Consider the following 14,325-nt stretch of genomic DNA (forward strand, 5'->3'; position numbering starts at 1 on the left):
GGATAGCCCAGCGCCTGCTGCTCCATCAGCAGTTCCAGCAAGTCCCAGCCGGCCAGCGTCATGTGCGGCAGCGACTGGCAGCGCAGCGGGTCCTCGGCCAGCACCAGCGCCCGGTCCTGCATCTCGGCGACATAGTGCTCGTCGACGTCGATCAGGTTTTCCAGCACGCTGCCTTTCGGCCCGACGACATGCGGCTCGATGTTGACCGCATACATGTAGGCGTCTTCGTGGAAAGGGAACGGGAAGCGCCTGATGTGCTCAGGGCTGTTCCTGAAGGTGAAGTCGTCGCGGAACGTTTCCTTGCGAAAGGTGATGCCCATGATTTCCTCCTAGCGCTCCAGGACCAGCGACCGGCCCTCGAAGCGCGACACGCACGGCATGATCTTCTTGCCCGAACGGTGCTCTTCCTCGCTCAGCCAGTGGTCGTTGTGGATGAACTTGCCGTCGCAAGAGATGACGTTGGTTTCGCACTGGCCGCAGACGCCGCCGCGGCAGAGATAGGGCGGATCGACGCCGGCCGCTTCGATCGCTTCCAGCAGGCTCTGCTGCTCATCGACGCGGATCGTCTTGCCGCTGACGGCAAGCGTCACGTCGAAAGGCAGGCCAGGCTGGGGGGCCGCGAAATGCTCGAAATGCACGGTTTCCGATGGCCAACCGAGGCTTGCCGCGCGATCACGCACCCAGTTGATCATGCCAGCCGGGCCGCAGACATAGAGATGCGTGCCGAGCGGCTGCGTCGACAGCAGCCGGTCGAGTTCGATGCGCTCGTCAAGGTCGTCATGATAGAGCCTGACCCGGCGGTCGTAGCGCTCGCGCAGCACATCGGCGTAGGTGCCGAGCGATGCGGTGCGGCAGGTGTAGTGCAGTTCGAAATTGCCGCCTTCCGCCGCAAGCTGAGCGGTCTGCGCCATGAACGGCGTGATGCCGATGCCGCCGGCCAGCATCAGATGCTTTTTGGCGCGCAGGTCGAGCGAGAACAGATTGACGGGATAGCTGACCACCATCTCCATGCCGGGCTTGACGTTCCGGTGCATGAACAGCGAGCCGCCGCGGCCGACATCGTCGCGGCGCACCGAGATCGTGTATTCGCGCGTGTCGAGCGGCGAGCCCATCAGCGAATAGGGGTTGAGCCTGGTGCGTTCGCCGTCGCGCATCTCGACCACGACATGGGCGCCGCCGGAAAAGGTCGGCAGCAACTCGCCGTCGCGCCGGCGGAAATGGAAGCGGGTGACGAGGTCGTTGACCGGGACGACGTCGCTGACCACGACATCGAGTTTTGTGGTTCCGGTGCTCATCGGAAAACCTCCTCCATCGGAGGAATCTCGCTGCGATCCTCGGCGTTGATGCAGACGCCCTGGAACGCCGCGATGCGCCTGGAATAATGATCGCGCACCAGAAGCAGCAGGCCGCAATGCGCGCAGGTCGCCGGCTGCGTCGTCACATTCTCGGTGATGCCCTTGCAGTGGACGCATTGCATGCGCCGCGCCAGCGAACCGCGGTGCTCGGTCTGGATCGAAGTGTGGTCGATGCCGGCTTCAAGCGCCACCTGCATCGCCTGGCCGATCAGGCCCTCAGTGCCGGCGAGATAGAGGCGCAGGCCCATATGCGCATTTGCCAGTGTCTGCCTAAGCCGTGGCAGCAGGCTGGCGAAGGATGGCGACAGATGAAACTGCGCCGGTCTCAGCGCTTGGAGGGCTGCGGTGTGTTTGCCGTCAGGCCCGGGAATGAAGACGATTTCGGCGTCGTCGAAAAACCCGGGCGGCGCACTCCCGGCCATCTCCGCTATCGCCAGTGCCCCTTCCGCATCCGTGATAAAAAGATGATGCTTGCCGGGCTGCGGAGACAAGGTTCCGTAAACAGGCCGGCTGATGATGCTTTTGGCTGCCATTTAAGTCTTCGTGCCTTCGAGCGCTTCACCGTTTCATAGAAACGGCGGACCGCTCTATCTCTTTGCTTTGACGCAATTCCGGACGGAAAACCGTTTCACACTTTTCCTGGAATTGCTCGAACCCCTCGCCGTCGACTATGCCTCAACCTTTCGCCGTGCGCTTGGTCTTCTTGGGATCGTCGAATGGCAATGGCTGGGCGGTGGCCTTGATGGCGCCGCTCCTGTTGCGGATTTCGAGCTCGGTGTCCTTGACCGCGCAGTCGACGTCGAGGCGGGCGATGCCCATCGATTTCTCGACCAGGGGCGAATACATGGCGCAGGTTACCACGCCCACCTTCTTGCCGTCGCGATAGACCGGCGCACCCTCATCGGCCGGCTCCTTGCCGTCGAGCAGAACGCCGTAGATCTTGAAGCGCTCCTTACCCTTGAGGCGATAATGCTCCTCGGCGCCTCGAAAGCCGGTCTTTCCGGGGCTGACGGTGAAGTCGAGGCCGAGCTCCCACAGCGTGTCGCCGGGTCCTTCGTTCTCGAACGGATATTTCTGCGAATTGTCGTAGGGGTAGAACAGCAAGTAGCTTTCCACCCGCAGCATATCGAGGGTGGTGAAGCGGCACGGAATGATGCCGGCGCTCTTGCCCTCGTCGAGGATCCTGTCCCAGATCGTGCCGGCATCCTGGCCGCGGCAGAAGATCTCGTAGCCGCGCTCGCCGGTGTAGCCGGTGCGCGAGATCATGACGGGCAAACCGAACAGTTGCGTCTGCATATGATGGAAATAGTTGAGGTCGCGAATGCCCGGCACGTGCTTGGCCAGATAGTCGACGGCGGTTGGCCCCTGCAGCGAAAGATCGTGCAGATTGTCGTCGAAGCGCAGCGACACGTCGCGGCCCATAGCCGCCCGCTGCAACTCCTCATGACCGGTGCCCGAACCATGCACGACCATCCAGGCATTGGGGCCGGTGCGGTAGAGGATGCAATCGTCGGTGAATTTTCCCGCCTCGTTCAGCATGCAGGCATAGGCCGACTTGCCGGGGTAGATCTTTTCGACGTCGCGCGTCGTCGCCAGGTCGATCAGGTGTGAAGCATGCGGCCCGGTGATGTGCACCTTCTTGAGGCCGGAGACATCCATCAGGCCAGCCTTGGTGCGGATGGCGATGTACTCCTCGTCGGCATCCTTGTCGTAGGTCCAGGCGGTTCCCATGCCGCTCCAGTCTTCGAGCTTCGAACCGAGCGCTCGGTGGCGATCCGCCAGGGTCGAAAATCTCCAGGATGCCGTCATCCGCTCGTCCTCCGTTTCGATAAAGCTCTGCTGTTCCCTGCCCCCTGCGCAGTGGCGGGAGCTTTGACCGAATATTGATCGCAAACGCCAGGACGCCGCAATACCCATAAGCAATTAATTTCATTGTCAGGCAAAATCCACCGCGCAAAGCAAACAGTTAACCTCACGTAAATCGCGCTTGACAATTGCGGGATTCGGACTGAATTTATGAAAAAAATTTCACTCTCTTGAAAGAGGGCAGCGGCCGGCCAATTCGGGGCCTGGCGTTGGAAAAAGGGGAAAACCGATGTCAGACATGCAACAGCGCATCGAAGCGCTGTACCGCTCCGACGTGCGCGGATCTGCGCTCCTGATCGTCTGCCTGTGGGCGACGATCCTCTTCGTCCTGCTCATGACATGGCCCTACATCCCGCACAGCGGCATCAAGGCCGTGGTCGCGATCGCCGCCGCCGCCGTGCTGATCTTCAACACGGCCGCCATCCTGGCGATGGTCAAGCACTACAAGGAAGACAAGGAATTCATCTACGGGCTCGACATCAAGAACGCCGACGCATTCCGCAACCGCAAGTCCTGAGGGGTAGAAGAAATGTCCCGCTACACGCCGCCGGAGCAGAGCAAGGCCGGGCAGGTTTTCGACATCGCCGTCGTCGTCGTCGCCATTTTCGTGGCGCTGTGGCTGCCGCTGAAACTGGGCCTCGCCGGTGCGGCGAAATCCATCGACGCCCTCGACGCCAAGACGTGGGAAGCGCTCGGCCAGAACCCGACCATGGCCTCGATCTGGGAAAAGCTCGGCTACACGCCCGAGACCGCGCACGACATCATCCAGAACCGCTTCCATTATGTCATCGACTGGCCGACGCTGATCATAATGGCTGCGGTGCTGATAGGCTATTTCGTCTTCCTGTTTCGCGCATCCGACCGCGAATATCGCGACGTCATCAACGAAAAATTCGACGACAAGTAAGAGTTCTGAGGACGATTTAATTCGGGGACACGATCATGTGGGTGGCACTCTCTTACGCATGCTGGGGCATCTCGATCGTGCTCGCTTTGTGGATGCTTTACGACTGGTTCAAGGTCGACACGACCTTCTCCGAAGAGGTGCTGACCTCGTCGCGCGAAGGCGAACTGGAAGCCACTTCCGAAAAACACCGGATCTGAGTGAGGATTGAACAATGACGATCGCACTTGAACCGGCTGCCCCGGCTGTCCAAGGGGACAGAGTTTCACTCCTGCGCGTGCTCGGACCGGCCCATGTCTGGGCGCTCGGCGTCGGCATCGTCCTGGTCGGCGAATTCACCGGCTGGAATTTCTCGGCGGACAAGGGTGGCGCGCTGGCCGCGCTGATCGTCTGCTGGGTCGTCGGATTGCTCTACACCTCGGTCGCGATGATCGATTCCGAGGTGACATCGACCGTGGCCGCCGCCGGCGGCCAGTATGCGCAGGCAAAGCACATCGTCGGACCGCTGATGGCGTTCAACGTCGCGCTGTTCCTGGTCTTTGCCTACACGATGCTCGAAGTGTCCGACGCCATCCTGCTCGGCGACACCATCGTCGCCAAGGCCGGCGTCGAAGGGCTCACCCACAATTCCTTCATCGCCGCGACCATCGTCGTGCTGGCGTGGCTGAACTATCGCGGCGTGCTGATGACGCTCAACGTCAACTTCGTCATCACCGCGATCGCCTATATCTCGATCGTCATCCTGTTCTTCTCGGTCAGCCCGTGGACGCAAGGCGCGGTGCTGAAGCTGAACGAACTGGTCACCCCTGGCAATGCGCTTCCCTATGGCTGGATCGGCGTCATCGCCGCCTTCCAGTTCGGCATCTGGTACTATCTCGGCATCGAAGGCACCACACAGGCCGCCGAGGAAGTGCGCTCCCCGGCCCGCTCGCTGCCTTACGGCACCATGGCCGGCATGATCACGCTTTTGATCGCGGCGGCCATGACCTGGTATGTCTGCGCCTCGCTGATGCCCTGGGAATATCTCGGCATCACCTACTATCCACTGTGGGACGCCGGCAAGCTGACCGGCAGCGCGCTGCTCGAGAACCTGTTGTTCGTCGCCACGCTGCTCGCCGCACTGGCGTCGGCCAATGGCTGCATCAACGATGCGGCGCGCGCCTGGTTCTCGCTCGGCCGTGACCGCTATCTGCCGACATGGTTCTCGGCCGTGCATCCGAAATATCGCACGCCCTATCGCTCGATCCTGTTCCTGCTGCCGATCGCGCTGGCCTTCGCCTTCATCGCCGACCTCAACCAGGCGATCACCTTCTCGATCCTGTCGGGGGTGCTGCAATACACGTTCATGAGCATCAACATCATCATGTTCCGCAAGAAGTGGCCGCTGGGCTCGATCCGCCGAGGCTACACCCACCCCTTCCATCCGATCCCGGCCATGGTGCTGTTCTGCCTGTGCGTGGTGACCTTCTTCGCCATCTTCCTCGGCTTCGGCTCGCAGCTGATCGCCATGGTCGCCTTCTACTTCCTGATCTCGCTGTGGTTCCACTTCTACCGTTACAAATTCGTGCGGCGCGGCGACCAGTTCACCATGCCGTGGCCAAAGCCGCAGGGTTATTGATGGGAGTAGGCCCGTCCGGATCCCGGGCGGGCCTGGCATGAGAAAATGTCCGATCTGACATCAGCACTGCTGGCCGGGGCCATTGTCCTGGTTGTCGTTCTCCACCTTGCCTGGCAAGCGCGTGCCAGCCGCAGCAGGGCATCGATGGCGCTCGCCGTCGAGCAGGACCGCATCCGCACAATCATCGCCGATGCTGCCAATGTTTCGGATGGCACCGCCGGCGTCATCACCTGGGAAGGATCCTGGAACAGCAAACGTGTCCAGGTGCGCACCATCGTCGATACGCTGGCGACGCGCAAACTGCCGGCGCGCTGGCTCAGTGTTTCGATCACCGAAGAGGTCGCGGTACCAGCCACCTTCGACATGATGATGCGGCCGGGCTCGCCGACGACCTTCTCCAATTTCGATCATCTCGAGCATACGCTGCCCAAGGCTCCGGGATTTCCCGCCGAGTCGGTGCTGCGCACCGACCGCAGGGCGGCGCGCTTTCCGCAAGGCCTGATCGCCAGCCATATCGAGATCTTTTCCGAAGGGCGCGCCAAGGAACTGCTGATCACGCCCAAGGGTATACGCATCGTCTGGCTTCTGGCCGAAGCCGAGCGGGCGCGCTATGGCGTTTTCCGGCAGGCCGAATTCGGCGACGCCGCACTCGATCCCGCGCTGATCGAAAGGCTGCTGATGTCGGTGTCGGCGCTTCGCGACGCGATCAACAAAAGCGAACGGCAGGCCGCATGACCAGTTCCGCCACTGCACCCACCAATCCCTATCTGGTTCTCGGCGCCGCAATCGTGCTGCCGGGAAGCGGGCACGTCATTCTGGGCGTGCCGGTGCGCGGCCTTCAATTCCTTTTCTTCATGGTGATCCTGGCATGGGTGACGGCCAAGATCGCGCCGCCCGATGCCAGCTTCGTCGGCCGTCACGCCGGCGGCTTCCTGATCTATGCTTTGTCGATCCTGGACGCCTACAAGCTCGCCCGCATCCGCACCGCCAAATGGGTTCACAACGCCCGGCAAGGCAACGATAGTGGGCAGAGCGGCATTGAGACGCATAGGTAATTAGAGGAATATTTTTTTCATACGATTGAATTTGCAGACCTCATTCGATACATCATTTCAGAGTTGCAAACGATCTCTTAGCTACAAAACGTCGGGAGGCTGACATGTGTGGAATTGTCGGACTGTTTTTGAAGGACAAGTCGCTGGAACCCCAGCTTGGCGCGATGCTGTCGCAGATGCTGATCTCGCTCAGCGATCGCGGTCCCGATAGCGCCGGCATCGCCATCTATGGCGCGCCGTCCAAGAATGAGGCCAAGATCACCATCCAGTCGGCCAAGCCCGACCGCGATTTCCGCGGCCTCGAGGCGGAGCTCGCCAAGGCCATCGGCACGCCGGTGACGATCGCGGTGAAATCCACCCATGCAGTCGTCAGGACCACGCCTGCCAAGATCGATGAAGCGCGCGAAACCATCCAGGCGCTGCGCCCCGACATCCGCATCATGGGCGCCGGCGACGTGGTCGAGATCTACAAGGAAGTCGGCCTGCCCGAGGCTGTCGTCGATCGCTTCGATGTCCGCAAGATGACCGGCACACATGGCATCGGCCATACCCGCATGGCGACGGAATCGGCGGTGACGACGATGGGCGCGCATCCGTTCTCGACCGGCGCCGACCAGTGCCTGGTGCACAATGGCTCGCTGTCGAACCACAACAATGTCCGCCGCGAACTGATCCGCGAAGGCATGTCCTTCGAAACCGAGAACGACACCGAAGTCGCTGCCGCCTATCTCTCGTCACAGATGGCGCATGGCAAGAATCTCGGCGAGGCGCTGGAAGGCACGCTCTCCGACCTCGACGGCTTCTTCACCTTCGTCGTCGGCACCAAGAACGGCTTTGGCGTGGTGCGCGATCCGATTGCCTGCAAGCCAGCCGTGATGGCCGAAACCGACCAATATGTCGCCTTCGGCTCGGAATATCGCGCGCTGACCAAACTGCCCGGCATAGACAATGCGAGGGTCTGGGAACCCGAGCCCGCAACCGTCTATTTCTGGGAGCATTGAGTTCATGCCGGCAACCACGCTTTCAAAAACCGCGGCACACGACCCTCGGGTCTTCGATCTCGACCAGTTGTCGCTGCGCGAACTCAACCAGGCGCTGCACAATCTGGCTCCCGGCTCGAACGAAACGGCATGGGAAGTGCTGAACCCGAAAGGCAGCCATTCGGTGGCCGTTGGCGTCGACCAGCCTGTTGCCATCGATGTGCGCGGCAGCGTCGGCTATTACTGCGGCGGCATGAATTCCGGCAGCACCATTACCGTGCATGGCTCGGCAGGGCCTGGAGTCGGCGAGAACATGATGTCGGGCTCGATCACCATCAAAGGCGACGCCAGCCAGTATGCCGGCGCCACCGGCAAGGGCGGCCTGCTGGTCATCGAAGGCAACGCCTCGTCGCGCTGCGGCATTTCGATGAAGGGCATCGATATCGTCGTGCATGGAAATATCGGCCATATGTCGGCCTTCATGGCGCAGTCAGGCAATCTGGTGGTGTTGGGCGATGCCGGCGATGCGCTCGGCGATTCCATCTACGAGGCGCGGCTCTTCGTGCGCGGCAAGGTCGACAGCCTCGGCGCCGACTGCATCGCCAAGGAAATGCGGACCGAGCATCTGGAATTGCTGCAGGGCCTGCTCGACCGCGCCGGCGTCACCGGCGTCAAGCCGTCGGAGTTCAAGCGCTACGGCTCGGCGCGTACCCTCTATAATTTCAATATCGACAACGCCGACGCGTATTGAGGCAGCATGACCTACAGGAATCCGCCGACGACGCCGCGCAAATCCGCGACCTTCGACGACTACACGCTTTCCGAGATCCGCCGTGCCGCGGCGACCGGCATCTATGACATCCGTGGCGCCGGCGCCAAGCGCAAGCTGCCGCATTTCGACGACCTACTGTTCCTCGGCGCCTCGATCTCGCGTTACCCGCTCGAAGGCTATCGCGAGCGCTGCGACACATCGGTCGTGCTCGGCTCTCGCCATGCCAAGAAGCCGATCGAGTTGAAGATTCCGATCACCATTGCCGGCATGAGCTTCGGCTCGCTGTCGGGTCCGGCCAAGGAAGCGCTCGGACGCGGCGCTACCCTGTCGGGCACCTCGACCACGACGGGCGACGGCGGCATGACCGAGGAGGAGCGCGGCCATTCCAAGCAACTGGTCTATCAATATCTGCCGTCGCGCTACGGCATGAACCTGCGCGATCTGCGCCGCGCCGATGCGATCGAGGTCGTCGTCGGCCAGGGCGCCAAGCCGGGTGGCGGCGGCATGCTGCTTGGCCAGAAGATTTCGGATCGTGTCGCCGAAATGCGCACGCTGCCGAAAGGCATCGACCAGCGCTCGGCCTCACGCCATCCCGACTGGACCGGACCCGACGATCTCGAGATCAAGATCCTCGAATTGCGCGAAATCACCGACTGGGAAAAACCGATCTACGTCAAGGTCGGCGGCGCGCGCCCCTATTATGACACGGCGCTTGCCGTGAAGGCCGGCGCCGATGTCGTTGTCGTCGACGGCATGCAGGGCGGCACCGCCGCCACCCAGGAAGTGTTCATCGAAAATGTCGGCCAGCCGACGCTTGCCTGCATCAGGCCGGCCGTGCAGGCGCTGCAGGACCTCGGCATGCACCGCAAGGTGCAGTTGATCGTCTCCGGCGGCATTCGCAACGGCGCCGATGTCGCCAAGGCGCTGGCGCTCGGCGTCGACGCGGTCTCGATCGGCACGGCGGCCCTTGTCGCGCTCGGCGACAACGATCCGCGCTGGGAGGCGGAGTACAACGAGCTTGGCACCACGGCCGGCGCCTATGACGATTGGCACGAGGGGCGCGACCCCGCCGGCATCACCACGCAGGATCCGGAACTGATGAAGCGGGTCGATCCGGTGGCTGCCGGGCGCCGGCTGGCGAACTACCTCAAGGTGATGACCCTTGAGGCTCAAACGATCGCCCGCGCGTGCGGCAAGAACAGCCTGCACAATCTCGAACCCGAGGACCTGGTCGCGCTGACGATCGAGGCAGCCGCCATGGCCGGCGTGCCGCTGGCCGGCACCAACTGGATACCGGGGAAGAACGGCTTCTGATCAACGAAGGGCCGATTCCCGCATACTCGGGAACAACAATCGATAAAATGGGGAACTACCGTGGCAACTGATCTTGCTGAATTCGCAAGGGCGAAAAACGTCAAATATTTCATGATTTCCTACACTGACCTGTTCAGTGGCCAGCGTGCCAAGCTGGTGCCGGCGCAGGCGATATCAGACATGCAGAAGGACGGCGCCGGCTTTGCCGGTTTCGCCACATGGCTGGACCTGACGCCGGCGCATCCCGACATGCTTGCGGTGCCGGATCCGGATTCGGTGATCCAGCTGCCGTGGAAGCCTGAGGTCGCCTGGGTGGCGGCCAACTGCATCATGGACGACAAGGAGGTCGACCAGGCGCCGCGCAACACACTGAAGCGGCTGATCGCGGAAGCCGCCAGCGACGGCATGCATGTCAAGACCGGCGTCGAGGCCGAGTTCTTCCTGATCTCGCCTGACGGCAAGACGATCTCCGACGAATACGACACGGCCTCAAAACCCTGCTACGACCAGCAAGCGGTGATGCGCCGCTACGACGTCATCGCCGAGATCTGCGACCACATGCTGGCGCTCGGCTGGGGCGCCTATCAGAACGACCATGAGGACGCCAACGGCCAGTTCGAGATGAACTGGGCCTTCGACGACGCGCTGGCCACCGCCGACAAGCACTCGTTCTTCAAATTCATGGTCAAGTCGATCGCGGAAAAGCATGGCCTGCGCGCGACCTTCATGCCGAAGCCCTTCCAGGGCCTGACCGGCAATGGCTGCCATGCGCATATCTCGGTCTGGGACAAGGCCGGCAAGACCAACGTCTTCGCCGACAATTCGATGGAGCTCGGCCTGTCGGCCAAGGGCAGGAATTTCCTCGGCGGCATCATGAAACATGCCTCCGCACTGGCCGCGATCACCAACCCGACGGTGAATTCCTACAAGCGCATCAACGCGCCGCGCACCATTTCGGGCGCGACCTGGGCACCGAACACGGTGACCTGGACCGGCAACAACCGCACCCACATGGTGCGGGTGCCCGGCCCCGGCCGCTTCGAGCTGCGGCTGCCGGATGGCGCCGCCAATCCCTATCTCCTGCAAGCGGTCATCATCGCCGCCGGCCTCGACGGCATTCGCTCGAAGGCCGATCCTGGCAAGCGCTACGACATCGACATGTACCAGCATGGCCATACGGTAAAGGGCGCGCCAAAACTGCCGCTCAACCTGCTCGACGCCTTGCGCGAGTTCGACAAGGACAAATCGCTCAAGGCGGCGCTGGGTGAGGAATTCTCGTCGGCCTACCTAAAGCTGAAGCACCAGGAATGGAATTCCTATGCTTCGCACTTCACGCAATGGGAGCGCGACCACACGCTGGATATTTGACCACCAGCGCGACGCGAGCGACCTCGGAATGAACTGATGAAATATTCGATCTTCTCGCTCGCTCGTGCCGCCCTGTCCGGCCACAAGAACTGGCAGCGCACCTGGCGCGACGCCACGCCGAAGGATCGCTACGACGTGGTGATCATCGGCGGCGGCGGGCACGGGCTGGCCACCGCCTGGTTCCTCGCCAGCGAGTACGGCATCAAGAATGTCGCCGTGCTCGAAAAAGGCTGGATCGGCTCCGGCAATGCCGGCCGCAACACCACCATCATCCGCTCCAATTACGGTCTGCCCGGCAACACCGGCTTCTACGAATTGTCGATGAAGCTGTGGGAGCGGATGGAGCAGGACCTCAACTACAATGCGATGGTCAGCCAGCGCGGCGTCATCAACCTCTACCATTCCGATGCGCAGCGCGACGCCTATGCGCGGCGCGGCAACACTATGCGCATCAACGGCATCGACGCCGAACTGCTCGACCTCGCTGCCGTCAGGAAGATGATCCCGTTCCTGAACTTCGACAATGCGCGCTTTCCCGTGCAAGGCGGGCTGTTGCAGCGGCGCGGCGGCACGGCGCGGCACGATGCGGTGGTCTGGGGCTATGCGCATGCGGCGAGCGAACTCGGCGTCGACATCATCCAGAATTGCGAAGTCACCGGTTTTGTCAGGGACGCCAATGGCAAGGTGACCGGCGTCGAGACGTCGCGCGGCAAGATCGGCGCCGGAAAGGTTGGCATGGCGGTCGCCGGCTCCTCGTCGCGCGTCGCAGCAATGGCCGGTCTGCGCCTGCCGATCGAGAGCCACGTGCTGCAGGCCTTCGTCTCCGAGGCGATCAAGCCGCTCATCCCGGGCGTCATGACCTTCGGCGCCGGCCATTTCTACGTCAGCCAGTCCGACAAGGGCGGCCTCGTCTTCGGCGGCGATATAGACGGCTACAATTCCTACGCCCAGCGCGGCAACATGCCTGTGATGGAAGACGTCTGCGAGGGCGGCATGGCGCTGATGCCGATGATCGGCCGCGTGCGCCTGCTGCGCCAGTGGGGCGGCATCATGGACATGTCGATGGATGGTTCACCGATCATCGACAAGACGCCCGTCGACGGGCTCTATCTCAACGCGGGCTGGTGCTATGGCGGCTTCAAGGCGACGCCAGGGTCCGGTTTTGTCTTTGCGCACCTCCTGGCTCGCGACGAGTCGCATGAAGAAGCGGCACGGTTCCGCCTAGACCGGTTCCGAACTGGCGCCATGATCGACGAAAAGGGCCAGGGCGCCCAACCGAACCTGCATTGAAGGCGGTTTAGAAGAAATGCGCATTGCCTGTCCTTTCTGCGGTGAACGCGAACTCGGCGAGTTCACCTATCTCGGCGACGCCAAGCCGGTGCGGCCCGAGGCCGGCGCCTCGGAAGACGAGGTCTTCGACTATGTCTATCTGCGCGACAATGTCGCCGGCGCGACCAGCGAATATTGGTACCATGGCGGTGGTTGCCGGGCTTGGCTGAAGGTCACCCGCAACACGCTGACGCACGAGATTTCCTCCATCGAACCGGCGGCTGGTGCCGGCGCTGCGAAGGTTGGTGCGTGATGGCCGGCGCGCAGACACACCGGCTCGGCAATGGCGGGCTTGTCGACCGCTCGGCACCGCTGAACTTCCGTTTCGACGGCAAGGCTTTCTCCGGCTTCCAGGGCGACACGCTCGCCTCGGCGCTGATCGCCAACGGCGTCAAGCTGGTCGGCCGCTCATTCAAATACCATCGCCCGCGCGGCATCCTGACTGCGGGCTCGGAAGAACCCAATGCGCTGGTTGAGCTGCGCACCGGGGCACGGCGCGAGCCGAACACCAAGGCGACGACGGCCGAACTCTATGACGGGCTCGAGGCCGCCAGCCAGAACCGTTGGCCGTCGCTGCGCCACGACGTGATGTCGGTCAACCAGCTGTTCGCGCCGATCTTCGTTGCCGGCTTCTACTACAAGACATTCATGTGGCCGGCGAAGTTCTGGGAAGCGATCTATGAGCCGGCGATCCGCCGCGCCGCAGGCCTTGGCCGTGCCGCCGGCCTTGCCGATCCCGACCACTACGACAAGGCATGGGCGCATTGCGACGTGCTGATCGCCGGCTCCGGCCCGGCTGGTCTGGCCGCGGCGTTGGCAGCCGGCCGCGCAGGCGCCCGCGTCATCCTGTGCGAGGAGGATTTTGTCCTCGGCGGCCGTCTGCTGTCGGATGGCGGAATGATCGACGGCGAACCTGCGGCCGAGTGGATTTCGCGGACGCTGGCTGAACTGGCTGGTATGCCCGACGTCCGCGTCATGACCCGCACGACGCTGTTCGGCGTCTACGATGGCGGCACCTATGGCGCCATTGAGCGGGTCAACGACCATTTGCCCTCGCCGCCCGAGCACCAGGTGCGCCAGCGCCTGTGGCGGATCGTGGCGAAGCGCTGCGTCGTGGCAGCCGGCGCCATCGAACGGCCGATCGTCTTTGCCGGCAACGACACGCCCGGCGTGATGATGGCCTCCGCCATGCGCACCTATGTCGCGCGCTACGCCGCTACACCGGCAAAGCGGATCGCACTTTTCACCAACAATGAGGACGGCTGGCGCACCGTCGAGACGGCGCTCGGTGCCGGCCTGCAGATAGCGGCGGTCATCGATGCACGGCCCGAAATATCGCCGGCGCATCGTTCGCTGGCCTCGAAGGGCGGCTTCCCGGTGCTGCACGGTTCCGTCAGTGGCATCGACGGCGGCAAGGATGGCGTCAGGAAAATCGCGGTGTCGCTGACCGGCGGCGCGCGCGCCGAGGTCGAAGCGGACGGGCTCGCCGTTTCCGGCGGCTGGAACCCGGCGGTCGGGCTGACCTCCTATCATCGCGGCCGGCCGAAATGGCGCAGCGACATCTCCGCCTTCGTGCCCGACGGCGCGCCTCCAGGCATGGTCGCCGCAGGTGCCGCCAATGGCGATTTCGGCCTCGGCGCCTGCCTGAGCCAGGGATTTGCCGCTGGCGCGGCAGCGGCGCGTGACACGGGGCACAATGGTACGGCGGGCGCCGCGCCCGCCGCCGATGAAGAGGGGTTTTTGCTGACGCCGCCCTGGCATGTC

The 14,325-nt window shown here is 63.0% G+C and carries 17 protein-coding genes; 13 read left to right on the top strand and 4 right to left on the bottom strand.

The features are described from left to right. The 4 genes from EN949_RS24285 to EN949_RS24300 all read right to left on the bottom strand — a co-directional run. Positions 1 to 320, bottom strand: a 320-nt coding sequence (locus EN949_RS24285; protein ID WP_164782540.1) for a DUF3445 domain-containing protein, incomplete at its 3' end; no start/stop codon positions are given. Between the two features lie 9 nt (positions 321 to 329). Further along, positions 330 to 1,295 carry a PDR/VanB family oxidoreductase gene (locus EN949_RS24290; protein ID WP_013532895.1) on the bottom strand — a complete coding sequence of 322 codons (966 nt, stop codon included), beginning with the start codon at positions 1,293 to 1,295 and terminating at the stop codon, positions 330 to 332. Continuing rightward, positions 1,292 to 1,888 (bottom strand): dimethylamine monooxygenase subunit DmmA family protein, encoded by a 597-nt coding sequence (locus tag EN949_RS24295; RefSeq protein ID WP_013532896.1) that lies wholly within the window; start codon positions 1,886 to 1,888, stop codon positions 1,292 to 1,294. The genes EN949_RS24290 and EN949_RS24295 overlap by 4 nt, the downstream gene beginning before the upstream one ends. Before the next feature lie 142 nt (positions 1,889 to 2,030). Beyond that, positions 2,031 to 3,164 carry an aminomethyltransferase family protein gene (locus EN949_RS24300; protein ID WP_013532897.1) on the bottom strand — a complete coding sequence of 378 codons (1,134 nt, stop codon included), beginning with the start codon at positions 3,162 to 3,164 and terminating at the stop codon, positions 2,031 to 2,033. A gap of 286 nt (positions 3,165 to 3,450) precedes the next feature. Here EN949_RS24300 and EN949_RS24305 point away from each other — a divergent pair, with 286 nt between their 5' ends. The 13 genes from EN949_RS24305 to EN949_RS24365 form a co-directional block, all read left to right on the top strand. Beyond that, complete coding sequence (locus EN949_RS24305; RefSeq protein WP_013532898.1) at positions 3,451 to 3,738, top strand: hypothetical protein; 288 nt, start codon at positions 3,451 to 3,453, stop codon at positions 3,736 to 3,738. Between the two features lie 12 nt (positions 3,739 to 3,750). Further along, complete coding sequence (locus tag EN949_RS24310; RefSeq protein WP_013532899.1) at positions 3,751 to 4,128, top strand: hypothetical protein; 378 nt, start codon at positions 3,751 to 3,753, stop codon at positions 4,126 to 4,128. 35 nt (positions 4,129 to 4,163) lie between these two features. After that, positions 4,164 to 4,325 carry a hypothetical protein gene (locus EN949_RS24315; protein WP_013532900.1) on the top strand — a complete coding sequence of 54 codons (162 nt, stop codon included), beginning with the start codon at positions 4,164 to 4,166 and terminating at the stop codon, positions 4,323 to 4,325. Between the two features lie 14 nt (positions 4,326 to 4,339). Continuing rightward, positions 4,340 to 5,743, top strand: a complete 1,404-nt coding sequence (locus EN949_RS24320; RefSeq protein WP_013532901.1) for an amino acid permease — start codon at positions 4,340 to 4,342, stop codon at positions 5,741 to 5,743. A gap of 45 nt (positions 5,744 to 5,788) precedes the next feature. After that, positions 5,789 to 6,478: a hypothetical protein gene (locus EN949_RS24325; protein WP_024502593.1), complete on the top strand. Its 690-nt coding sequence runs from the start codon at positions 5,789 to 5,791 to the stop codon at positions 6,476 to 6,478. Continuing rightward, positions 6,475 to 6,798, top strand: a complete 324-nt coding sequence (locus EN949_RS24330) for a hypothetical protein (RefSeq protein ID WP_013532903.1) — start codon at positions 6,475 to 6,477, stop codon at positions 6,796 to 6,798. The genes EN949_RS24325 and EN949_RS24330 overlap by 4 nt, the downstream gene beginning before the upstream one ends. Before the next feature lie 104 nt (positions 6,799 to 6,902). After that, entirely contained in the window at positions 6,903 to 7,799 is an 897-nt protein-coding gene (locus EN949_RS24335; RefSeq protein ID WP_013532904.1) for a glutamine amidotransferase family protein, read from the top strand. 4 nt (positions 7,800 to 7,803) lie between these two features. Continuing rightward, the gene (locus tag EN949_RS24340) at positions 7,804 to 8,529 is read left to right on the top strand and encodes a GXGXG domain-containing protein (RefSeq protein WP_013532905.1); all 726 of its coding nucleotides are present in this window, start codon (positions 7,804 to 7,806) and stop codon (positions 8,527 to 8,529) included. 6 nt (positions 8,530 to 8,535) lie between these two features. Next, positions 8,536 to 9,864, top strand: a complete 1,329-nt coding sequence (locus EN949_RS24345; RefSeq protein WP_010914750.1) for a glutamate synthase-related protein — start codon at positions 8,536 to 8,538, stop codon at positions 9,862 to 9,864. 60 nt (positions 9,865 to 9,924) lie between these two features. Then, positions 9,925 to 11,232, top strand: coding sequence for a type III glutamate--ammonia ligase (glnT, locus tag EN949_RS24350; RefSeq protein ID WP_024502590.1), 1,308 nt, complete (start codon positions 9,925 to 9,927; stop codon positions 11,230 to 11,232). A gap of 36 nt (positions 11,233 to 11,268) precedes the next feature. After that, positions 11,269 to 12,522, top strand: coding sequence for a sarcosine oxidase subunit beta family protein (locus tag EN949_RS24355; RefSeq protein ID WP_013532907.1), 1,254 nt, complete (start codon positions 11,269 to 11,271; stop codon positions 12,520 to 12,522). Positions 12,523 to 12,538: 16 nt separating this feature from the next. Next, complete coding sequence (locus EN949_RS24360; protein WP_024502588.1) at positions 12,539 to 12,814, top strand: sarcosine oxidase subunit delta family protein; 276 nt, start codon at positions 12,539 to 12,541, stop codon at positions 12,812 to 12,814. Then, a partial coding sequence (locus tag EN949_RS24365) for a 2Fe-2S iron-sulfur cluster-binding protein (RefSeq protein WP_127371799.1) occupies positions 12,814 to 14,325 on the top strand: 1,512 nt, incomplete at its 3' end. The genes EN949_RS24360 and EN949_RS24365, both read left to right, overlap by 1 nt.

This window comes from Mesorhizobium sp. M7A.F.Ca.US.007.01.2.1, assembly GCF_003998165.1.
Lineage (GTDB): Bacteria > Pseudomonadota > Alphaproteobacteria > Rhizobiales > Rhizobiaceae > Mesorhizobium > Mesorhizobium ciceri.